The sequence below is a fragment of the Nocardia coffeae genome (assembly GCF_019890715.1).
Classification (GTDB): domain Bacteria; phylum Actinomycetota; class Actinomycetes; order Mycobacteriales; family Mycobacteriaceae; genus Nocardia; species Nocardia jiangxiensis.
On the sequence record NZ_JAINZY010000013.1, the window covers coordinates 142,257 to 163,105 of the forward strand.

Sequence of the window (20,849 nt, forward strand, 5' to 3'; positions counted from 1 at the left end):
CGGGGCGGGGACCTGTGCGAACTCCGGGTGTCCCCATCCTCGCGATGGGGTGCTCGGAGCGGCACCCAGCCGCGCCGTTTTCCGTGTCACCGGCCGAGATCCACACCCTCGAACCCCTCGGCCGGTGACCGGAAAAAATTCTCTCGCAAGGCCAAACTGGATCCGGTCGCATGTCGAACTCGAGGTATGCGACCGACTTGTGATACCGCGTCACCTGCAGAGACATTCACGCCCTCGGGACCGGCGTGCTGCCCGGAACGGGGCCGTGGTGCCTGAATACCCGAGCCGTCGCGATATCGCGGTGATCGGCAGTGGGGTCGCGGGTCTGACCGCGGCCCATGTGCTCGCCCGCCGCGACCGGGTGACCCTGTACGAGCGGGACGATCGACTCGGCGGCCATGCGCACACCCACGAGGTGGACCTCGCGCCCGGACAGCGGGTGTGCGTCGACTCCGGGTTCATCGTGCACAACGACCGCACCTATCCGACACTGCTGCGGCTGTTCGAGGAACTGGGTGTGCAGACCCGCGAGACGGATATGTCGATGTCGGTGCGCGCGGACGACGCCGGGCTGGAATACGCCGGGGCCAAAGGGCTTGCGGGACTGTTCGCCCGACCTCGCACGGTCGCCGACCCGCGCTATCTGCACATGCTGCGGGAGGTGCCCCGGTTTCATCGGGCCGCACGGGAGCTGTTGCAGCGCAACGATGCCGAGCTCACGCTTGCGGAATTCCTGCGGCGGCACGGGTTCGGCCGATACTTCACCGAATACTTCCTGACGCCGCTGGTGGCCGCGGTCTGGTCGTGTGATCCGCGGTTGTGTGCGCAGTACCCGGCGCAGTATCTGTTCCGTTTCCTCGAGCATCACGGCATGCTGACTGTGTACGGCTCGCCGGTCTGGCGCACCGTGGTGGGCGGATCCGCACGGTATGTGGCGAAGGTCGCTGCTCGGCTCGAAGAGATCCGCACCGGCACTCCGGTATTCACGGTAGCCGAGCAGCCCGACGGGGTGATCGTGACCGATTCCGCGGGCGCGCGTCGTTTCGACGCGGTCGTCGTCGCCACCCACCCCCGGCAGGCGCTGGCGATGCTGGATGCGCCGAGTCCTGCGGCCCGCTCGGTACTCGGCGCCATGCCGTACTCGGTGAATCACGCACAGTTGCACACCGACGAGTCCCTGCTGCCTCGCGCGCGGCGGGCCCGCGCGTCCTGGAACTATCTGGTGCCGCGCGGGAACGCGGGCGCAGCGGGGGTGATCGTCACCTACGACATCACCCGGTTGATGCGGCTGGACGATGTCGCCGACCGCAGATTCCTGGTCACCCTGGGCGGGGCGGGACTGGTCGATCCCGGCCGGGTGATCGCCGAGATGACCTACGAGCATCCGATCTACACCCCCGAATCCGTTGCGGCACAACGCCGTCTCCCGGAGCTGGACACCGACCGACTGGCCTTTGCCGGGGCATATCACGGGTGGGGGTTCCACGAGGACGGCGCCCGCTCGGGCCTGCGCGCCGCCGAGCGCATCGGCGGACGGTGGACGCGGCCGGGAGAGTCCGAATCGCAGCGGGTGGGCGTGCGATGACAACCTTCGGACCGCAGCTGTACTTCACGCGGATACATCACGCGCGCAGGGCGCCCGTACGCCACGAATTCGGCTATCGCGGGTACAGCTGGTTCTTCGATCTGGACGACCCGCCGCGTCTGCCGATTCCACTGCGGCCCTTCGCATATTTCCGCGCCGCGGATCACCTGCGAGGTCCTGGCGCGACACTGCGCGCTCGCGTCGAGGATCTCCTGGCCGAGCACGGCATCGACTGCGCGGGTGGGCCGATCACCGCGCTGATGAACGCCCGGGTGCTCGGGTATGTCTTCGATCCGCTGACCGTGTTCTGGTGTCACGGGCCGGATCGGCGGCTGCGGTGTGTGATCGCCGAGGTGCACAACACCTACGGCGAACGGCACGCCTACGTTCTGGAGGCCGACGACCGCGCCCGTGCCGAGATCGACAAACAGTTCCACGTCTCGCCGTTCAATCGGGTCGAGGGCCGCTATTCGGTGCGGCTGCCCGAACCCGACGAGGCGTTGTCGCTGCGGATCGTGCTGTCGCGGGACGGGCAACCACCGTTCCTGGCCTCGGTGACCGGCCATCGCGTGCCGGTGACGACCGGCACGGTACTGCGCGCGCACCTGCGCACCCCGTTCTCGCCGTGGCTGACCGCGATTCGCATCCGGCGCCAGGGCATCGCGTTGTGGCTTCGGGGAGTGCCGGTCCTGCCACGGCCGCACACCCCTTCGTATCGGAGGAATCTCTCGTGACCAGTCCCTGCCTCGACACTCCCGGCGCGGATCTGCTGCCTGCCGTGCCCACCGGGCGGCATTCGCGGCTGCGGGCCCGGGTGGCGGCACAACTGTTCCGGCGCGCGGTGGCCGGACTGCCGCTGCGGGTCGAATTCCCGGACGGTGTCGTGCTCGGCGCCGACTCCGACGGAGAACCGGTGCCGCGCATGATCATTCGCGATCCGGCGGCCTTCTTCGCGCGGTTGGGCGGCCAGGGCCTGATCGGATTCGGCGAGTCCTACACCGCGGGGGAGTGGACCGCCCCGGAGCCCGCGGCGGTTCTCACGGTGCTCGCCGTCCGTTTGACCCGGCTGATTCCCGCTGTGCTGCAACGTTTCCGGCGTGTGCTGCCCCGTCCGCCCGCGGCCGAGCTCGGTACGACGGCCAATGCGCGCGGCAATATCGAACATCACTATGACCTGTCCAACGACCTGTTCCGCCTCTTCCTCGACGAGACGATGACGTACTCCGCGGCACTGTTCGAGGACCCGGACGCCGCATCCTGGGATCTGCTGGCCGCCGCGCAACGCCGCAAGATCGATCGGCTGCTCGACGCCGCCGGGGTGCGCGCGGGTAGCCGGGTGCTCGAAATCGGTACCGGCTGGGGCGAATTGTGCCTGCGCGCCGCCGCGCGCGGCGCCGATGTGCATTCGGTGACGTTGTCGACCCGGCAACTGGACCTGGCCCGCAGGCGCGTCGCGGAGGCGGGATTCGCCGACTCGGTCCGCATCGACCTGTGCGACTACCGGGAGGTGGGCGGTGAATACGACGCGATCGTCTCGGTGGAGATGATCGAGGCCGTCGGATACCGGTACTGGCCGGTGTATTTCGACACCCTGTACGAGCGGCTGACCCCGGGCGGGCGAATCGGCCTGCAGGCCATCACCATGCCGCACGATCGCATGCTCGCGACCCGCACCACCTACACGTGGATTCAGAAGTACATCTTCCCCGGGGGGTTCCTGCCGTCGGTCGAGGCGATCGAGCGCCTCGCCCGCCGATCCGGCTTGCGGGTATGTGCGCGGGACGAGTTCGGCGCGCACTACGCGCAGACGCTGCGACTGTGGCGCGAGCGTTTCGACGCACACGCCACCGAGGCGACCGCACTCGGATTCGACAGCACGTTCCGGCGCGTGTGGCACTTCTATCTCGCCTATTCCGAGGCCGGATTCCGTTCCGGATACCTCGACGTCCAGCAGATCGTTCTCGACCGGCCCGAGGAGCAACCGTGACCGTCGCCGCTCATCTCGAATCCGCCCTGCGCCCGCTGCTGCGCGGCCCACTGCCGGTGCGTCTGCACGCCTGGGACGGCAGTGTCGCCGGGCCCGTCGACGCACCCCGCGTGATGCTGGAGAGTCCGCGAGCGTTGCGCCGAATCCTGTGGCACCCGGGCGAACTCGGCGCTGCCCAGGCGTATGTGACCGGCGAGCTCGACGTCGAGGGGGATCTGACCGAGGCGTTGAGCATCGCTTGGCGAACCGTGGCCGAACGCCGGATTCCGGGCGTGCGCGTGCGCGATGTGCTGCGCCTGGCCGTGGTGGTCGCGCGGGCCGGCGCGCTCGGCGCACCGCTGCCCGCACCCGCCACCCAGGCCCGGCTGCGTGGCCGCCGCAACGTGCCGGAGCGTGATCGAGCCGCGATCAGCCACCACTACGACAGCTCGAACGAATTCTATTCGCTGCTACTGGATCCCGCGATGGCGTACTCCTGCGCCTACTTCACCCGCGGTGTCCCGGGCACGCCGGACGATCCGGATTACGGCCTCGTCGAGGCGCAGCGGGACAAACTCGACCTGGTCTGCGACAAGCTCGAATTACGGCCCGGCGCACGGCTTCTGGACGTGGGCTGCGGCTGGGGTTCGCTGAGCCTGCACGCAGCCGAGAACTACGGGGCGCAGGTGCTGGCCGTCACGATCGCGCAGGCGCAGCGGGACTACCTCGAGGCCCGCATCGCCGATCGCGGACTGGGAGATCTGGTCCGGGTGCGCCTGCTGGACTACCGCGACCTCACCGAAACCGGCTTCGACGCGGTGGCCTCGCTGGAGATGGGCGAGCATGTGGGAGAACGCAATTACCCGCGCTACGCCCACGCGCTGCACGATGCCGCCGCGCCCGGCGCGCCGGTCCTGATCCAGCAGATGTCGCGGCGTGGCCGTCATCGCGGCGGTGGGCCGTTCATCGAATCCTTCATCGCACCCGATATGGCCATGCGACCGGTCGGCGACACCGTCGCCCGGCTGGAGGACGCCGGGCTGGAAGTGCGTGGGGTCCAGGCGATGCGCGAGCACTACGTGTGGACCGCGCACGCCTGGATGCGGCGGCTCGAGGAGCGCTGGGACGAGGCCGAGGCGCTGCTGGGTCCCGAGGGCGCGCGGACGTGGCGGTTGTATCTGGCAGGTGGCGCCCTCGCATTCGAACAGGGCCGCATGGGCGTGGATCAGATTCTCGCGCAACGTCCGGCGACGGTGCGCGCGGTGTGCGACGCGCCGGATCGGGCGGTGCTCGCGCCATGAGTTCGCTACCCGAAGTTCTGTTGTGGTCGGCGATCGCGCTGGCAGTTCTGCAAGGCACGACGTTCGCCGTGGCTCGCCGGGTGCGGCGGTACAACGTCGTGGACGTGGTGTGGGGTCCGGGTTTCGTGCTCGTCGCGGCGGTCGCCGCGCTGCTCGGTGACGGTCCGCTCGCGCGGCGGGTGCTGATGCTGGTGCTTGTGGCGGTGTGGGGACTGCGCCTGGGCTGGTACATCCAGCGCCGCACCGCCGGGCACGGCGAGGATCCCCGGTATGCGCAGCTGCTCGACCGGCACGGCCGCTCGACGTGGGCGGTGATCTCGCGGATCTTCCTGACTCAGGGTGTGGCGCAATGGATCGTGTCGCTGCCGGTCCAGGTCGCGGCCGCGTCCGGACCGGTGCGGGGCGCGGGGTGGATCGCGCTCGCGGCGGGCGTGCCGGTGTGGGCGGTCGGGCTGTTCTTCGAAGCGGTGGGCGACCGGCAGATGGCCCGCTTCCGGGCGGATCCGGACCGTCGCGGCGTCATGGACCATGGGCTGTGGGCGTGGACGCGGCATCCGAACTACTTCGGTGACTTCTGTGTGTGGTGGGGGTTGTGGCTGATCGGGGCCGCCGCGTGGCCGGGTGTGCTCACCGTGTTCGCGCCGCTGATCATGTCGTATCTGCTGATCTTCGGCACCGGCGCCCGGCTGCTCGAGCAGGCGATGGGGGACCGGCCCGGATATCGCGAATATCAGCGACGCACCGCCTATTTCTTTCCGCGCCCGCCCCGGCGAGATCCCGGGTCGGGTGGAGCGGCCCGCGCGGACGGCTCGACGTTCGGATGACAGTCCCGCGAACTCGGTTACGTCAGGGAGTAGTGTTCGACCTCGGGATGGATCGGCGCACCGGTCCGTCTGCGCTGTCCGGACCTGAGCCGTCACCGGGGTACCTCTACGTATGGAGACACATCGCTATGGCGGATGAACGTCGCATCTCTTCGGTCGGTGACGACCGCGGGAATGCGGACGACACCCGGTCGGCGAGTTGCCCGGTGAACCGGCCGGCCGCGGATCCGGAGATCGCGCGTCGGCTCGCCGAGTTGCTGCGGGGCATCGCGGGTGGCGACCGGGACGCGTTCACCCAGCTCTATCGTTCGACGCACGATCGCGTGTTCGGGCTGGCGCTGCGAATCCTGCGGCGGCCCACCGCCGCGGAGGAGATCACCCAGGAGATCTACCTGTACGTGTGGAACGACGCCGCGCGGTACGACCCCGCGCTGTCCAGTCCGATCGGATGGCTGATGATGCTCACCCATCGACGCGCGGTCGATCGGGTGCGGGTCGAATCCTCGGCTACCACAAGGGATCTCGCCTATGGACAGCGTGCGCTGGGTCGCGATCACGATATCGTCGCCGAGACGGTCGGTCAGCGCTCGGACGAGCGGGCGGTCGTGGAATGTCTCGGTACGCTCACCGACACCCAGCGTGAGACGGTCGCCCTGGCCTACTACGGCGGGCGGACCTACGCGGAGGTCGCCGACCATCTGGGTATTCCGTTGAATACCGTGAAAACCCGTATCCGGGACGGTCTGAAGCGGTTGCGCACCTGTTTGACAGGATCGGTGGCCGATGCCTGAGAGCCGACCCGACGACGATCTGCTGGATCTCGCCCACCCGTACGCATTGGACGCGCTGTCCGACGAGGACCGCATCGCGGTGGAGCGTCGGCTCGAACACGCCGACGAGGCCGGCGCCGCGGCGTTCCGGGCCGAGGTGCACGAGTTGCGCGAGACGTTGGCGGCGCTGACGATCGTCGACGCGGTTCCCGCGCCGCCCGATCTTGAGGCGAAGCTGCAGGCCGCTCTCGACGCCGGGGCCGATTCGAAGCGCCCGGAGAACCCAGCACCGGCCCGGCCGGTCACGCCGCTTCGTCCCCGCGGCTCCCGGCGGGTCCGGTGGCTCGCTGCGGCCGCCGCGGCCGTGGTGGTCCTCGCGGGTGTCGGGGCGGGAATCGCGGTGTACCGCAGCCACTCCCACGGTACCGGCGAGATCACCGCGGAGCAGGTCATGCAGCACGCGGACGCCCGCGCGAGCACGGTCGCGGTGGCGGGCGGCGGCACCATCACCGTCAGTGCGTCCCATGAGCTGGACGCGGCGGCGGTGTCCTTCGCCGCTGTGCCGCCCGCGCCCAGCAACCACACCTACCAACTCTGGTTGATCTCCCCGGCGGGCCGGATCAGTTCGGGCGGTGTCCTGGGAACGCTGCCGACGAACAGCGCACCCCTGCTCGTCCGGTACGGGGACGCCGGGAAGCTGGCCGTATCGGTCGAACCGGCCGGTGGGTCGCCCGCGCCGACGACCCAGCCGATCGTCGGAGTACCTCTCACCTGATCGCCGGGCACGGCGACCAAACCCGGCCGGGCTGCTGCACGAACCCCCGTGCGATGCCGTTCGCGAATGTCGGGTGCGTCCCGAACATTTCGTGGCGCATCCGAATTGGCCGATACGGAGCGTACGAGAGGGTCCGCACAGTGAGAGCACCGCGAATGATCTCCACGACACCGATGCGATGGTTGCTCGCCGTCGTACTGGCCGCCGCGGTACCGGCAGCGACGGCCGGTACCGCGAGCGCGTCACCCGGGCAGGCCCGCATCGTCTCGGTGCAGGACGTGGGCGACCGGGTACAGAACGTCACCGTCTTCTCCCCGGCGATGGACAAACCCGTCGTGTTGCAGGTGATCCGTGCCGCGGACACCGGTCGGCCGCGGCCGACGATGTACCTGCTGAACGGGTCCCAGGGCGGTCCGAACGGGAGCGGGTGGGACACCGAGACCGACGAGGTGAACTTCCTGCGCGGCAAGGACGTCAACGTGGTGAACCCGATCGGTGGCGCCAGCTCCTACTACACCGACTGGGTGCGCGATGATCCGGTCCTGGGCCGCAACAAGTGGCAGACCTTCCTGAACGACGAACTGCCGCCGGTCATCGAGCACTTCCTCGGCGCCGACGGCAACCGCACCCTGGCCGGGGTGTCGATGAGCGGCACGTCGGTGCTGAACCTGGCCATCGCCAAACCGGGCTTCTGGCGGAGTGTGGCCTCCTACAGCGGCTGCGCGCAGACCTCCGATCCAGTGGGGCAGGCGGCTGTGAAGGTCACGGTGGAGAACTGGGGTGGCGGACGCAGCGTGGAGAACATGTGGGGTCCGCTCGGCGGACCGCTGTGGCGGGCGAACGATCCGCTGCTGAACGCCGATCGGCTGCGCGGAACCGCCATCTATCTGAGCTCGGGCAACGGCGTTCCGGCCGCGCCGCACGACACCCCGGACGATCGCCGGGTACGCGAGGGCCGGATTCCGCTGCCGGTGCAGATCGCCTTCGGCGGGCCGATCGAGGCGACGATCCACTACTGCACGGTGAATCTGACCAACCGACTGCACCAGCTGAACATCCCTGTGACAGTGGATGATCGGCCCAACGGCACGCATTCCTGGGGCTACTGGGAGGACGAACTGCACCGCTCCTGGCCGTTCCTGGCGCAGACCATCGGCAGCCGGATCAGCTGACATCCACCAGAAACGGACTGCTCCGACCGATTCGTATCGGTCGGAGCAGTCCGTTCGGTCGATTCGGTCGAGCTAGGCTGCGGGAGTTTTCTCCGGTGCGGGACTTTCCCCGGCTGTCCGGCGGCCGAAGACGGCACGGAAATCGGTGCGCACCATCGGACGTCCGTTGAGCCAGATGCTGCCGGGCACCCGGCGGGTGACCTCTGCCCCGAACAGCGACATCGCCATGACCGCCACGTACACCACCACCGTGCACCACAGCGTGCCGATCGCATTGCCCATCGGGATGATCCACGGAGCGAGCAGCTGCAACGCGAACGGATGCAACAGGAAAACCCCGAACGACCGATCCGAGCCGTAGGACAGCATCCTGGCCTTGAGTGAGCCGGGTTGTTGATTCGCGGTTCCCCATGTGCCCAGCGTGTAGAGGGTCGCGATGATCAGGATGAAGAAGACGATCAGATGCGGCATGAAGATGTTGCTGGCTTGCCAGGGTGGCATCCCGCGCGTGGTGGAGCGCAGGAAGTCCCAGACCGAGAGAACTCCGGCAACGACCGCGCCGAGGACCAGCAGCGGTCCGAACCGTTTCACGGCTCGGTCGACAGCGGCCAGATGCCAGGCCGCGACCGCGCCGAGTACCACGTAGAACTGGTACGCGAACACCACGGCGTAGATGTGCGCCCAGATCGTGCCGGCGAATCCGGTGAACGTAGGGGGATGCATGGCCAGGTACAGGAAGCCCAGTTGCAGGGCCCCGCTGACCGCCAGCACCCAGCGGTGGTGCCCCTCGGTCGCGCGCAGCAGCTTCAGCAGCAGCGGGAACAGCAGATATACCTGCATGGTGACCAGCAGGAAGTACATCTGATACCACGCCTCGCCGGTCGCGATATCGATGACCAGGCGCCACAGCGCGTGCAGGACCGGTTCCTGGAAATTTCCCAGGAAGATCGAATAGGCCCAGTAGAACACCGACCAGACGACGTACGGGATACCGATCAGCATGAATCGCCGACGCCAGAAGGTGCGCGCGGAGAACGGTTTGTGAGCGGACTGATAGACCAGCACGAAGGCGGTCAGTGCGAAGAACGCCAGGCGGGTGAAGTGCAACAGCGTCTGCACCGCGTTGGACGCGACATTGTCCGGGACGGTCGCCCCGCTGGTCACGTGATCCAACACGACGCACGCGAAGGTCATGATCCGGAACAGGTCTACCTGATACAGGTACGGCCGCTTGGTTTTTCGAGGCTGTGCCGATTCCGGATCTTCCGGACTCGGATCGGCGATCGTGAGCGTCGCAGTGTTCACGGTGCCGCGATCGTCCTGCGTCATCTGCCTCCTCGTCTCCTCGCCGACCCTTGTTCGGCCGCGATTCATGCTGTCACTCGACGCTGTGAATCGCCTTCACGCAATCTCCGAAACACCTGCGCCGATTACGGTGTGGCCCAGTGGACTCCGGATGCGCCCCCGTCTCGCGCCATCGACGACTCGACCGGATACGGCATCCGGGAGATTGTCGGGATTTACCGTCGGTTCCGGCCGGAAGCGTAGCAGGTCATCAGGCGATCGGACACGTGTCGCGGTGACGATGGACACCACGATCGTTGCTCGGGCTAACTTTCGATAGCACCGGAAAATAGGTTTAGACGCACTTCACAGCGCATGTTCGCGGTGATCGGCCGATGCGACTCGCCCGGCGTGAATTCGGTCGGCGGAGGCGAGCGGGATGGGCTCGAACATGGCCGGTTCGTCCTCGGGGAACAGCGCGGTCGGGCCGTAGATCCAGTCGATGAACGAGTAGTCGTGTACCGCGCGGGCGCGAAGCAGGACGTTGCGACGCTCTCGCTGAATGCCGTCCAGATGCCACAGTTCACCCCAGGCGCGGGCGGTCAGTACCACCCGGCGGCAGTGTTCGGGACGGACCGCCGCATAGGCCGCGAGCGTGCGGGACCAGTCGACTGTGTGATCCGCCGCGCGCAGGCGTTTCGCGTGCTCGGCGAGCACCCAGCCGTCCTCGATCGCCATGATCGCGCCCTGGGCCATGTACTGCAGCGGGGGGTGGGCGGCGTCACCGAGCAGGGCGATCCGGCCCTGGACCCAGGTGCTGATCGGGTCGCGGTCGTACATCCGCCACCACTTGTCCCGCCACATGTGCGGCAACCCCTGCTGCACCGTGTCGCAGGTTCCCTCGAAGGCGGTGTCGAGTTCGTCCGGAGTGCCCCAGTCGTCGAGTCCGGCTCGCGCCCTGGGGGATTCGAAGACGGCGACCTGATTCAGCAGATCTCCGCCGCGCAGTCCGTAGTGCACGAAATGGCACCCCGGACCCACGTGCACGACCACCTCGGACAGGTCGACCGGGCGGCCCGCCTGCGCGACCGGCAGCGTCCCGCGGTAGGCGACGTACGCCGAGGACACCGGCCGATCGTCGAGGAACATCGCGCGGGCCACGGAGTGCAGTCCGTCGGCGGCGATGACGACGGGCGCCCTGTGCTCGACGCCGTCCTGCGTCGTTGCGGTGGCTGTGTCGGCGTCCTGGGTGTACGAGATGACCCGCTGCTCGGTCAGCAGTTCTACGCCTGTGTTCCGGCAGGCGTCCAGGAACAGCGCGTGCAGATCGCTGCGGTGGATGACCAGATACGGGAAGCCGTAGCGTCGTTCGAGGTCACGCAGATCCAGCGCGGTCAGCTCCCGCCCGTCGACCGCGTCGCGCATCACCATCCGGTCCGGTACGACGCCCAGGGTCTTCGCCGCATCCAGCAGGCCGTAGTCGTGCAGGATGCGCGTGCAGTTGGGTGCGAGCTGAATTCCCGCGCCGACCTCGCCGAATTCCTTGGCCTGCTCCAGAACTCGGATTCGAAGACCGAGCCGGGCCAGCGCGAAGGCGGTGCTCAGGCCGCCGATTCCGCCACCGATGATGACGACGTCGGGTGTGCTCGCGATGTCCGGGGTGCGCATGCGGTGGTCTCCTTACAACCAGGGGCCGAGGTCGGGGACCTCGGCGAGAGAGTGGGAACGTCCGGCGAGGTAGGCGGCGACCTCGGGCAGCGGCCCGTCCGGGATCGCGCGCAGTTCGCGTTTGGCGCTGATATCCGCCACCAGCGCGGTCAGGAACTCCTCGGGCAGATCGGCGAACCGCACGCCGGTGCCGAGGTCGACGGCGTGCACGCACACCTCGCGCGCCCGCAGCCACGGAATCTCGGTGGCCGGCACCGCACGGCCCTGCGCGGTGCGGACCTCGGTGTGCCATTGCGGCTCGGTGAGGGCGGCCATGGCGTCGGTCAGGCGCTGTGCCGACCGGGGCACCCAGGTTCGGAGTTCGGACGCGGAAAGTGTTGCGCCCGACTCGATATCGGCGGAGCGCTGGGCGGGGGAGGAGTACATCGGGGTCGGCTCGCCGGTCGCGGCCCAGTGCACCAGGTGGCCGAGCGCGTCCGCATTCGCGGCGACGTGCGCGAGGAGATGTTTGCGAGTCCAGCCGGGCAGGCCGCACGGCAGCGTCATCTCCCGCTCGTCCAGTGCGGCGAGCTGTTCGGTGAACAGCGCCGTCCCGAATGCGACCCAGCGCAGCGCATCCGCGTGCGTGCACATGGTCATGACTCCGCGACGATCCGGTTGGTGCACCGGCCCAGGCCCGCGATCTGCGTCACGACGGTCTCGCCGCCGGTGAGATACACCTTGGGATCGCGGGCGTGGCCCACCCCGGCGGGGGTGCCGGTGGCGATCAGATCGCCCGGATTCAGCCGGATGACCGTGGAGATGTACCGGACGAGGTGGACCGGGTCGAACAGCAGGGCGCCGGTGTCGTCGCGCTGCATGACCCGGTCGTCGACGAGGGTGGTCACCTCGAGCGCCGGGCGGACGCCGCCGACCTCGTCGGGTGTCACGAGGTAGGGCCCGACCGGGGTGGAGGAGTCCCAGATCTTGCCCTGGGACCATTCGACGGTGCGGAACTGCCAGTCCCGCACGGAGATGTCGTTCATCACGGTGAATCCCGCGATGGCCGCGGCGGCCTCGTCCTGGCTCGCCCGGCGCACCGGCTTGCCGATGACGACCACCAGTTCGACCTCCCAGTCCAGGGCGTCGGTCTCGGCGGGTTTGGCGATCGGGTCGTTCGGGCCGACGAGGGTGTCCGCGAACTTCGTGAACAGCGTCGGGTACTCGGGAAGCTCGCGGCCCATCTCGGCGATGTGGTTGGTGTAGTTGTGCCCGACGCAGATCACCTTGGACGGATCGGGTACGACCGGGGCGAGGTCGGCGTCCTGGACCGGCCAGGTCGTGCCGGTGGCCGCGGCGGCGACCGCGGCCCAGTCCTGCCGGGCCAGCAGCGCGCCGAGGTCCGGGTAGCCGAGATCGACCAGGACGTCGCCGTCGAGGCGGACCGCGCGGGTGCCGCCGTCAACGCGAAGGGTGGCGAGTTTCATCGGGTGATCTCCTGACGGTCGAGCCGGAGCGCCTCGAAGACGGGCGCGTCCGAGAAACGGAACAGATCCAGTGCGCCGGAATCGGAGTCGGTGCGGCCCGCTTCCGAGGTGGCGGAGAAGGGTTCCCACGAGGGGACGACGAACAGATCACCGCGGGTGACCGACCAGCTCGCATCGCCGACGCGGATCGTGCCCGAGCCGTCGAAGACTTGGTAGACCGACGATCCGGTCTCGCGAACCGGAGCGGTCTGCGCGCCGCGGGCGACCCGGTGGAACTCCGCGCGCAGGGTCGGCAGAACGTCGGAACCGTTGTGCGGGTTGGAGAATCGCACCGCGGCATGGCCGGGCTCGACGGTGCCGCCGTAGCCCTGCCGTTCGAGCAGCAGCTGATCGCTCAGCGCGGCATCGGTGTGCTCCCACTTGTAGGCCAGCAGCGGCGAGCCGGGGCCGACGGTGCCCACCGACAGCGGCCGCAGGCCCGGATGACCCCAGAGTCGTTCGGAGCGTGAGCGTTCCGGCGTGATCCGCTCGGCATCGCCGATCTGTTCGCGGCCGAACTGGAAGAACTGCGATTCGACGAGGTACTGGAACGGGATATCCAGCCCGTCGATCCAGGCCATCGGCTCGGTGGTCGCGTTGTGGTGCGCGTGCCAGTTCCAGCCCGCCTGCGGCAGGAAGTCGCCGCGACGCATCGGGACCGCGTCGCCCACGGGCGTATCGCCGGTGCCGCCGACGACGGTCCACACGCCCGAGCCCTCGACCACGAAGCGGAACGCGTGCTGGGTGTGCCGGTGTTCGGGGGCGTCCTCGCCGGGCATCAGGTACTGGATCGCGGCCCACAGCGTCGGCGTGGCGAACGGCCGCCCGCCCAGGCCCGGATTCGCCAGCGCGATCGCGCGACGTTCACCGCCGCGGCCCACCGGGACGATCTCACCGGCCTGTTCGGCCAGGCGCCGCAGGTTCTGCCATCGCCACACGTGCGGCGCCGCATGCGAATTCGGCCGTTCCGGCATCAGGTCGCCGATCTGCGTCCACAGCGGGACGAGCAGCTCCTGTTCGAAGCCGCGGTACAGCTCCTCGAGGGCGGGAGTCACCTCCGGCTGGTTCGGTGCTGCGACCGCCGGTACATGGACGGGGGTGTCGGTCGTGCTCATATTCCCACCCTGATCCTCGTAGCATCAGCAGAACACGAAATTCTGCACAACGGAACGGGGTGTCATGAGCACGGAACCGAAGACCCCACCGGCGTACGTGGTGACCAGTGCCGATCACGCCTTGCGGGCGGCGGTGATGCTCCAGCTGGAGGGCGGGCTGACGGTGAGCCGGGTCGCCGAGCGCCTGGGCGTCGCGCGTTCCACGGCGCACCGGCTGTTGCAGACGCTCGTCTACCGCGACTTCGCGGTCCAGGACGACCAGCGCGTCTATCACCCCGGGCCGGTGCTCCAGCTCGCCACGCACTCGCAGTCGCGGACCTCTCGGTTGCGGACCGCGGCCCTGCCGCATCTGCAGCGACTGGTCGACGTCGTGGGGGAGTCGGCGAATCTGACCATCCGCACCGGGGATACCACGCGATTCATCGCGAGTGTCGAATGCGCGCAGGCGCTGCGGGTGGGCTCGCGCGAGGGGATGGTGTTCCCGGCCCATCGCACCACCGCCGGTCTGGTGCTGCTCGCCGCCCTCGACCCGGCCGAGGTGGACGAGCTGTACGCCGGGCAGCGCTATGTCGAGCATCCGGACGAACAGCCCGACCTGCCGAGTCTGCGGGCCCAGCTCGCCCGGGTTCGCCGGGCCGGATTCGCGCTCAACAACGGGCTGTCCGAGCGCGGCGTGGTCGCGATCGGCGTGCCGGTCCGGGATGCCGACGGCACCGCGCTGGCCGGTCTATCGATCTCGATGCCGACCGTCCGCTACGACCGGCATCGGCTGCCGTCGCTCGTGGCCACGCTGCATCGGGCGGCCGGGGCCATCGAGGCGAGCGGCGGCCGAGAGAATATGCACTGAGTGCATGTACAGGCATGCAAAACATGTGTTTGATCGATGTGAATGCGGTCACTTCAATGGGCTTACCGATTGCCGACCCGAGGTGAACCCATGACCGTCTCGACCCCGCCCGTCTCCGATCTCGACCTGTTCGACGACGACGTGCTCATCGATCCGTACCCGTCGTACGCCGCATTGCGCGAGCTCGGACCCGTCGTCCATCTCCCGGCGAACGACGTGTACGCGCTCACCCGGTACCGGGTCATCCGCAGTGCCCTGATCGACTGGGAGAGTTTCTCCTCGGTCGGCGCGATCGGCTTCAACCCGACGGTCAACGAGGCGCTGTCCGGAACCTCCCTCGCCTCGGATCCGCCGGATCACACGCGATTGCGGGCCACCCTCACGGCGAATCTGTCGCCGCGGGCACTGCGCGGGTTGAAGAAGACCATCGACGCCAAGGCCGATGCGCTGGTCGCGGACCTGGCCGCCCGCGGATCCTTCGATGCCGTCGACGCCCTGGCTCGCGCGTTCCCGTTGCAGGTCGTCGCCGATCTGATCGGCTTCACCGGCCACGTTCGCGACAACATGCTGCGCTGGGGTCAGGCCGCGATGCAGGTCATCGGACCGATGAATCACCGTACGGCGGAAAGCTTCCCGATCGCGGGCGAGTTGTACGAGTGGTGCTCGACGGTCACCGCCGAGGATCTGACGCCCGGCTCGGTGGGTCGCGGCATCTTCGAGGCGCAGGAGCGCGGCGCGATCCCGCCCGGCGCCGCCGGATACATCATCCATCAGTATCTGGGCGCCGGCGTCGACACCACGATCGCGGCGATCGGCAATATCGTCGCCCTGTTCGCGGCGCATCCCGGGCAGCTCGCCCTGGTCCGGGCGAACCCGAAGCTCGTGCCCGGGGCGTTCAACGAGGCGCTGCGGTACTGGGCGCCGGTCCACGCCTGGGGGCGTCGCGCCACCGAGGACGTGGTGATCGACGACCTCGTGATTCCGGCGGGGGCGAAGGTCGCGATCCTGTTCGGCGCGGGAAACCGCGATCCGCGGCACTACGAGAATCCCGACGCGTTCCTGGTCGAGCGGGCGCCGACCGACCACCTGTCCTTCGGTTACGGTCCGCACGGCTGCGCCGGACAGGGGCTGGCCCGTCTCGAAGGACATGCCGTCGTCGAGGCGCTGGCCCGCCACGTCGGGCGGCTCGTCGTCGGCGACGAGGTGCGGATCCCGAGCAACATCACCCGCAGCATCGAGCAGTTGCCCGTGCGGGAGGTGCTGCCGGTATGAGGCTGGAGGTGGATCGATCACGTTGCGAGGGACACGGGCTGTGTGCGGGAGCAGCGCCGTCCCTGCTCGACCTCGACGACGACGGTGAGCCGGCCTTCCTTCGCGACGAAGGGGCGGACAGTGATGCGGAACAGGCCCGTGCCGCGGTCCGGGTCTGCCCGGTCGCGGCCCTGCGCCTGGTCTGAGCCGCACGGGTCGCCGCGTAGGGTTCGACGCGATGAGCGAAGCGGAAGCGGACCTCGCGCGGTCCGGGCTGGATCGGCTGGCCTCGGTCAACCTCAACCTGCTGGTGCCACTGCTCGCGGTGCTGGAGGAACGATCGGTGACCAGGGCTGCCGAGCGTGTCGGGCTGACCCAGTCCGCGATGAGTCACGCGGTGGGCCGGATGCGTCGCCTGTTCGATGACGACCTGCTCGTCCGGCAGGGCAACGGGTCCACGCTGACCCCGCGCGCGCTCGAGCTGATCGCACCGCTGCGGGCGGTGTTGCAGCAGACCGCCGACCTGGTCGATTTCCCCGGTTTCGATCCGGCGACCGATCGCCGCGTCATCACCGTCGCGATGACGACCAGTACGGCCTTCGTTCTGGGGCCGCGGCTGGGAACCCTGGTGGCCGAGCGTGCTCCGAACGCGACTCTGCGCCTGCGCACGATCGCCGTGCCGACCGAGTCCACTTTCACCGAACACGGCGTCGATGTCGTCCTGCTCTCCGAGGGATTCGCCGCACCCCATCCGCGCGAGCGGCTGTACGACGACCGGTGCGTGGTGGTGGCGTCGCCGCGGACATCCCCGGACGTGAGTGCGCTGGAACTGCTGACCACCGAGCCGCATATCGTCGTGGACAGCGAACGCCGCGTGTTCCCGTACGGTGTGCTCGACGAGCAGGGCGTCACTTACCGTGTCGGACAGCGGATCTCGGATTTCCTGCTGGTGCCGTACCTGGTCGCGCGAGTGGGCGGGGTAGCGCTGCTGCGTTTCCGGGTCGCGGCCGCGATGCGGACACTGCTCGAGTTGCGGATCGAGGAGTTCCCGTTCCCGATCCCCGGGCTCGGCATCGATATGGTCTGGAATCCGAATCTCGGTGACCAGCACTTCATCGCCTGGCTGCGCCAACTGCTGTTCGACGCGGCCAGGCCCTGACCGGGGAGTCAGTGCTGCCCGATCGAGCCGATCCAACTCTCGGTGAGCACATCCAGCATCTGTTCGCGCTCGACGCCCCAGTGTCCCGGAGTCCAGTGCCGCGCAACGTGATCCAGCTCGGTGATCGCGATGACGCTGCGGAAGTGGCGGGTTCCGGCGGGGAACCGGTCCGCCCGGTCCAGGCCGTCCTCGATATCGCCGATGGCCTCGTTCAGCCACTCGTCCAACAGTGCGCGGATCTCCGGATCGACGGCGGCCGCCTCGAAAGCCGTTGTGGTGTAAGGGCGGATCGCATCCCATCGCGCCGAGGTCGCGGTGAGCCAGGCGCGGATCCGCTCGGGTGAGCCGTCCTGCACCACGGCGACCAGTTCGCGTTCGGTCGATCCGTGCTCGGCGGAGGGGACCCGGTCGAGTTCGCGATTGAGCCGCTCGGCGATCAACGCCTTCATCAGATCGACCTTCGAGGGAAAGTACGCGTAGAAGGTCACCCGGGTCGTGCCCGCCGCGGAGGCGATGTCATCGACCGTCGTCGTCGCATATCCCTTGGACACGAACAGTTCCAGCCCGGCGTCGAGCAGGAGTTTGCGCGTCATCTCCTTCTGCGCTTCACGAAGCGTCGCCATCTCGCCAGGGTAGAGCACCTGGTCGGGATCTGTGCTCACCGGTCGTTCTGGATACTCCCCGATCGTACTCTTGACATGACGTTAAGAAATGTGACACCTTGCACATTCGAGCGGTGTCCGCTCTCACAACGGACCGGAGGATTCCGGGCAGTCGAACCGATCGCCCCCGGCTCATCGAAGAAAGAAAATCCGCAATGACGCAGATCAGTGCCCGTAAGCAGGGCTACACCGCCACGGTGGTCGCCGGCTGTTTCGCTGTACTACTCGCACAGGTGGCGTACTCGCTGCCCGGCGCGCTCAATGGCACTTTCCAACAGGAGTTCGGGACCACCGGCGCACAGCTGACCTGGGTCACGGCCGCCTTCGCGATCCCGATGGTCGTGCTCGAACTGACCACCGGCGTGATCGGCGATCTGTTCGGCCGCAAGCGACTACTGCAGGCAGGGGCTCTGCTGACCGTCGCCGGATCGGTGGTGAGCTACTTCGCCGGGACGGTCCAGGTGCTGTGGATCGGCCAGGTCGTGGCCGGGGTGGGCGCCGCGATCCTCTACCCGATCTCGCTGGCGATGCTGGCCGCGGTGAGCCCCTCGCCGCAGGCGCGCGCCAAGGTGATCGCCGTGTGGGCCGGATTCCTGTCGATCGGCGCCGCGATCTCCCCGCTGCTGGGCGGCTGGCTCGCCGGGGAGGGGAGTTGGCGGACGTCGTACCTGATAGTGGTCGCGGCGGCCGTGGTGTCGATCGTGCTGACCCAGCCGGCCGCCGATTCCGCTGCGCCGCAAGGCCGCAAGCTGGACATCCCCGGTCAGCTCACCCTCGCCCTCGGACTGGTGGCGATCCTGTTCGCCGCCACTCAGGGCTCCGAGGGCGGCTTTCTCCGGCCCGAGATCATCGGCGCGTTCGTCGCGGGCATCGTGCTGCTGGGTGCGTTCGTCGTCGTCGAGCTGCGGTCCGAGGCGCCGCTGTTGCATCTGCACATCTTCGCCAACCGCGCCTACGCCGTCGTCGCGATCGCCACGGTCGGGGGCATGTTCGCCTTCCTGGCGATCTGCTATTCGATGAGCATCCGGCTCGGCGCGGTCCAGCATCAGAGTGCGCTGAAGGTGGGGGTGTTGTTCCTGTTCATCCAGGGTCCGGCCTTTCTGCTGGCTCCGCTGGTATCGCAGCTGATCCGGAACTTCTCCCCGCGCTGGGTGCTGACCGTCGGATTCGCCCTGATCGCCGTCAGCGGCATCTGGAGTGCGAGTGTCGACATCCACGACATGAACTGGACGCGGTTCATCGCGCCGATGCTGGTGCTGGGCGTCGGCTTCGCGCTCACCGTCGGCTCGATCACGGCCGTCGCGATCAACTCCGTTCCGCTGCGGCTGGCCGGAATGGCCAGCGCCACCACGAATCTGTTGCGCGACTTCGGCTTCGCGCTCGGTCCGGTGCTCATCGCCGCATTCGCGGTGAGCCGTGCGAACGGCGAGATGACCGGCGGCCTGGGCCGGGCATTGGGCGCGTCCGGGCTTCCGCCGTCCTATACCGGCGTCGCCGGGGGCATCGCCCACGACGGCGGCGCGATGGCGATCAACTCCGTGCCGGTCGTTGCGGGCGCGCACCTGCCGCCGCTGCCCATGCCCGCGAGCCTGCGCGCGCTGGCGTTCGAATCCCTCGGCAGCGCATATAGTTTCGCGTTCCTGATCGCCGGACTGTGTGGCGCGGGAGCGGCTGTGCTCACCCTGGTCGGGCTGTTCGGCTCACACCGCGCGGAGGCTGACGAGCCGTCACCGCCCGACGCGGAGTTCGCGGCCACTCGCTGATCGGTGTACGTAAGTGCAGTTCAGTTTACGTCGCTTTGATTCACTTGACATGATGTAAGCTAATATGACACCGTTCACATCAGCGGCGTGACCGCATGACTTGCCCGGATTCGCCTGGAGGCCGACTGCGCCGGAGGGCGCGGGCAGCACAGCCACTCAGCAGGACGACGCGAGGTGTCGCGTCGGCATCGAAAGGAAGTAGCCAGTGGAGGACGTGAATGCCAACGGCGGCGTCGTGAACACCGTCCTGGGACCGGTTCCCGCGGGGGAAATCGGCGCCGTCGCGGTGCACGAGGCGCTGCTGTCGGTGGTGCCCGGGGCGGAGTACGCCTTCGACGTCACCATCGACCGCGCCGGGATCTTCGAGATCCTGGCGGCGAAACTGCGGGACTTCCGCGACTGCGGCGGCGGGACGATCGTCGATGTCACCGGCATGTTCCACGGCCGGGACGTGCGGCTGTACGAAACCCTCTCACGCGCCACCGGAGTACACATCGTGGCGTCGACGGGAATGGGTCCGGAGGCGATGCTCGGCGGGTATTTCCTGACGCCGCAGACGAATCCGCCGACGCCGTGGCCGGCCGAGAAGTTCGCCGACCTTTTCGGCGGGGAGGTCGCCGAGGGGATGGTGGTGCCTCGCGTCGAACGCCGCGGCGCGGCGGGGCTGGTGGCCACCGTGGCGACGCGCGCGGGGATGACCGCGACCGACGAGAGCCTGTTCCGCGGTGCGGCCCGCGCCGCGCGCGCCACCGGCGTCCCGGTGTCGATCCGTTTCGGGGCCGAGGCCACGCACGATCTCGCGGTCGTCCTGGACGAGGGGCTCGCGGCCGACCGCGTCGTGGTCGGCGGGCTCGACCGCAAGGACGCGGTCGCCGCGGGCGCGCCGCTCGAGATCGCGCGCCGCGGAGCCTACGTCGCCGTGGCCGACATCGGCACGCAGACCGGCGAATACATCACCGACCAGGAGCGCGCCACGGTGGTGCGCGAACTCGTGGACGCGGGTTTCGGCGATCGGATCCTGTTGTCCACCAACGCAATCGGCGTAGCCAAGGGCGGCCCCGGCCGTGACCTGCCGTACGGCCACGTCCTGACGGCGTTCGTCCCCCTGCTCACCGCGCAGGGGCTGTCCGCGCAGGACGTGCAGCAGATCCTCGTGGACAACCCGCGCGAACTGCTGACGGTGCGGTGACGCCGATGTCCAT

At 68.6% G+C, this 20,849-nt stretch carries 20 protein-coding genes; 14 read left to right on the forward strand and 6 right to left on the reverse strand.

The annotated features are described in order from the left end of the window. The first annotated feature begins 268 nt into the window (after nt 1-268). The 8 genes from K7711_RS35830 (at nt 269) to K7711_RS35865 (ending at nt 8,393) form a co-directional block, all read left to right on the forward strand. On the forward strand, nt 269-1,585 hold the full coding sequence (locus K7711_RS35830) for an NAD(P)/FAD-dependent oxidoreductase (RefSeq protein ID WP_308015103.1): 1,317 nt from the start codon (nt 269-271) through the stop codon (nt 1,583-1,585). Continuing rightward, nucleotides 1,582-2,319 carry a DUF1365 domain-containing protein gene (locus K7711_RS35835; RefSeq protein ID WP_222975308.1) on the forward strand — a complete coding sequence of 246 codons (738 nt, stop codon included), beginning with the start codon at nt 1,582-1,584 and terminating at the stop codon, nt 2,317-2,319. Before K7711_RS35830 ends, K7711_RS35835 begins: the two co-directional genes overlap by 4 nt. Continuing rightward, nucleotides 2,316-3,572 carry an SAM-dependent methyltransferase gene (locus K7711_RS35840; protein ID WP_222975310.1) on the forward strand — a complete coding sequence of 419 codons (1,257 nt, stop codon included), beginning with the start codon at nt 2,316-2,318 and terminating at the stop codon, nt 3,570-3,572. Before K7711_RS35835 ends, K7711_RS35840 begins: the two co-directional genes overlap by 4 nt. Continuing rightward, nucleotides 3,569-4,852 (forward strand): class I SAM-dependent methyltransferase, encoded by a 1,284-nt coding sequence (locus K7711_RS35845; RefSeq protein ID WP_222975312.1) that lies wholly within the window; start codon nt 3,569-3,571, stop codon nt 4,850-4,852. The genes K7711_RS35840 and K7711_RS35845 overlap by 4 nt, the downstream gene beginning before the upstream one ends. Next, complete coding sequence (locus K7711_RS35850) at nt 4,849-5,676, forward strand: DUF1295 domain-containing protein (protein ID WP_222975314.1); 828 nt, start codon at nt 4,849-4,851, stop codon at nt 5,674-5,676. Before K7711_RS35845 ends, K7711_RS35850 begins: the two co-directional genes overlap by 4 nt. A gap of 128 nt (nt 5,677-5,804) precedes the next feature. Beyond that, entirely contained in the window at nt 5,805-6,467 is a 663-nt protein-coding gene (gene sigK / locus K7711_RS35855; protein ID WP_222975316.1) for an ECF RNA polymerase sigma factor SigK, read from the forward strand. After that, nucleotides 6,460-7,221 carry an anti-sigma factor gene (locus K7711_RS35860; protein WP_222975318.1) on the forward strand — a complete coding sequence of 254 codons (762 nt, stop codon included), beginning with the start codon at nt 6,460-6,462 and terminating at the stop codon, nt 7,219-7,221. The genes sigK and K7711_RS35860 overlap by 8 nt, the downstream gene beginning before the upstream one ends. Before the next feature lie 173 nt (nt 7,222-7,394). Then, nucleotides 7,395-8,393 carry an alpha/beta hydrolase gene (locus K7711_RS35865; RefSeq protein ID WP_222975553.1) on the forward strand — a complete coding sequence of 333 codons (999 nt, stop codon included), beginning with the start codon at nt 7,395-7,397 and terminating at the stop codon, nt 8,391-8,393. Between the two features lie 72 nt (nt 8,394-8,465). Here K7711_RS35865 and K7711_RS35870 read toward each other — a convergent pair whose 3' ends face one another. The 5 genes from K7711_RS35870 to K7711_RS35890 form a co-directional block, all read right to left on the reverse strand. Continuing rightward, nucleotides 8,466-9,722, reverse strand: coding sequence for an acyltransferase (locus K7711_RS35870; protein WP_222975320.1), 1,257 nt, complete (start codon nt 9,720-9,722; stop codon nt 8,466-8,468). Nucleotides 9,723-10,043: 321 nt separating this feature from the next. Then, nucleotides 10,044-11,345: an FAD-dependent oxidoreductase gene (locus K7711_RS35875; RefSeq protein ID WP_222975321.1), complete on the reverse strand. Its 1,302-nt coding sequence runs from the start codon at nt 11,343-11,345 to the stop codon at nt 10,044-10,046. A 12-nt stretch (nt 11,346-11,357) separates the two neighbouring features. Beyond that, nucleotides 11,358-11,984, reverse strand: a complete 627-nt coding sequence (locus K7711_RS35880) for a maleylpyruvate isomerase N-terminal domain-containing protein (RefSeq protein WP_222975323.1) — start codon at nt 11,982-11,984, stop codon at nt 11,358-11,360. Continuing rightward, the gene (locus K7711_RS35885; protein ID WP_222975325.1) at nt 11,981-12,811 is read right to left on the reverse strand and encodes a fumarylacetoacetate hydrolase family protein; all 831 of its coding nucleotides are present in this window, start codon (nt 12,809-12,811) and stop codon (nt 11,981-11,983) included. Before K7711_RS35885 ends, K7711_RS35880 begins: the two co-directional genes overlap by 4 nt. Continuing rightward, on the reverse strand, nt 12,808-13,965 hold the full coding sequence (locus K7711_RS35890; RefSeq protein ID WP_222975327.1) for a cupin domain-containing protein: 1,158 nt from the start codon (nt 13,963-13,965) through the stop codon (nt 12,808-12,810). The genes K7711_RS35885 and K7711_RS35890 overlap by 4 nt, the downstream gene beginning before the upstream one ends. 64 nt (nt 13,966-14,029) lie before the next feature. On the opposite strand from K7711_RS35890, the gene K7711_RS35895 reads away from it, so the two are divergent. From K7711_RS35895 to K7711_RS35910, 4 genes are all read left to right on the forward strand, one after another. Next, complete coding sequence (locus K7711_RS35895; RefSeq protein ID WP_222975331.1) at nt 14,030-14,812, forward strand: IclR family transcriptional regulator; 783 nt, start codon at nt 14,030-14,032, stop codon at nt 14,810-14,812. Between the two features lie 90 nt (nt 14,813-14,902). Continuing rightward, nucleotides 14,903-16,084, forward strand: a complete 1,182-nt coding sequence (locus K7711_RS35900) for a cytochrome P450 (RefSeq protein ID WP_222975333.1) — start codon at nt 14,903-14,905, stop codon at nt 16,082-16,084. Next, a complete protein-coding gene (locus tag K7711_RS35905) occupies nt 16,081-16,269 on the forward strand; it encodes a ferredoxin (RefSeq protein WP_222975335.1) in 189 nt (62 codons plus the stop codon). The genes K7711_RS35900 and K7711_RS35905 overlap by 4 nt, the downstream gene beginning before the upstream one ends. Before the next feature lie 32 nt (nt 16,270-16,301). Beyond that, nucleotides 16,302-17,222 carry a LysR family transcriptional regulator gene (locus K7711_RS35910; protein ID WP_222975337.1) on the forward strand — a complete coding sequence of 307 codons (921 nt, stop codon included), beginning with the start codon at nt 16,302-16,304 and terminating at the stop codon, nt 17,220-17,222. An 8-nt stretch (nt 17,223-17,230) separates the two neighbouring features. Here K7711_RS35910 and K7711_RS35915 read toward each other — a convergent pair whose 3' ends face one another. Next, the gene (locus K7711_RS35915) at nt 17,231-17,845 is read right to left on the reverse strand and encodes a TetR/AcrR family transcriptional regulator (protein WP_222975339.1); all 615 of its coding nucleotides are present in this window, start codon (nt 17,843-17,845) and stop codon (nt 17,231-17,233) included. 194 nt (nt 17,846-18,039) lie between these two features. Here K7711_RS35915 and K7711_RS35920 point away from each other — a divergent pair, with 194 nt between their 5' ends. Together K7711_RS35920 and K7711_RS35925 are read left to right on the forward strand one after the other, a co-directional pair. Next, nucleotides 18,040-19,647 (forward strand): MFS transporter, encoded by a 1,608-nt coding sequence (locus tag K7711_RS35920; RefSeq protein WP_222975341.1) that lies wholly within the window; start codon nt 18,040-18,042, stop codon nt 19,645-19,647. Nucleotides 19,648-19,852: 205 nt separating this feature from the next. After that, nucleotides 19,853-20,836, forward strand: coding sequence for a phosphotriesterase family protein (locus tag K7711_RS35925; protein WP_308015105.1), 984 nt, complete (start codon nt 19,853-19,855; stop codon nt 20,834-20,836). The last annotated feature ends 13 nt before the right edge of the window (nt 20,837-20,849 follow it).

Excerpts from the sequence above, each read along its gene's own strand:
- K7711_RS35895 (WP_222975331.1), top strand. The coding sequence starts at position 14,030 with ATGAGCACGGAACCGAAGACCCCACCGGCGTACGTGGTGACCAGTGCC.
- K7711_RS35875 (WP_222975321.1), bottom strand. The coding sequence starts at position 11,345 with ATGCGCACCCCGGACATCGCGAGCACACCCGACGTCGTCATCATCGGT.
- K7711_RS35890 (WP_222975327.1), bottom strand. The coding sequence starts at position 13,965 with ATGAGCACGACCGACACCCCCGTCCATGTACCGGCGGTCGCAGCACCG.
- sigK (WP_222975316.1), top strand. The coding sequence starts at position 5,805 with ATGGCGGATGAACGTCGCATCTCTTCGGTCGGTGACGACCGCGGGAAT.
- K7711_RS35850 (WP_222975314.1), top strand. The coding sequence starts at position 4,849 with ATGAGTTCGCTACCCGAAGTTCTGTTGTGGTCGGCGATCGCGCTGGCA.
- K7711_RS35835 (WP_222975308.1), top strand. The coding sequence starts at position 1,582 with ATGACAACCTTCGGACCGCAGCTGTACTTCACGCGGATACATCACGCG.
- K7711_RS35885 (WP_222975325.1), bottom strand. The coding sequence starts at position 12,811 with ATGAAACTCGCCACCCTTCGCGTTGACGGCGGCACCCGCGCGGTCCGC.
- K7711_RS35915 (WP_222975339.1), bottom strand. The coding sequence starts at position 17,845 with ATGGCGACGCTTCGTGAAGCGCAGAAGGAGATGACGCGCAAACTCCTG.
- K7711_RS35880 (WP_222975323.1), bottom strand. The coding sequence starts at position 11,984 with ATGACCATGTGCACGCACGCGGATGCGCTGCGCTGGGTCGCATTCGGG.
- K7711_RS35900 (WP_222975333.1), top strand. The coding sequence starts at position 14,903 with ATGACCGTCTCGACCCCGCCCGTCTCCGATCTCGACCTGTTCGACGAC.
- K7711_RS35860 (WP_222975318.1), top strand. The coding sequence starts at position 6,460 with ATGCCTGAGAGCCGACCCGACGACGATCTGCTGGATCTCGCCCACCCG.
- K7711_RS35920 (WP_222975341.1), top strand. The coding sequence starts at position 18,040 with ATGACGCAGATCAGTGCCCGTAAGCAGGGCTACACCGCCACGGTGGTC.
- K7711_RS35910 (WP_222975337.1), top strand. The coding sequence starts at position 16,302 with ATGAGCGAAGCGGAAGCGGACCTCGCGCGGTCCGGGCTGGATCGGCTG.
- K7711_RS35905 (WP_222975335.1), top strand. The coding sequence starts at position 16,081 with ATGAGGCTGGAGGTGGATCGATCACGTTGCGAGGGACACGGGCTGTGT.
- K7711_RS35870 (WP_222975320.1), bottom strand. The coding sequence starts at position 9,722 with ATGACGCAGGACGATCGCGGCACCGTGAACACTGCGACGCTCACGATC.
- K7711_RS35865 (WP_222975553.1), top strand. The coding sequence starts at position 7,395 with ATGCGATGGTTGCTCGCCGTCGTACTGGCCGCCGCGGTACCGGCAGCG.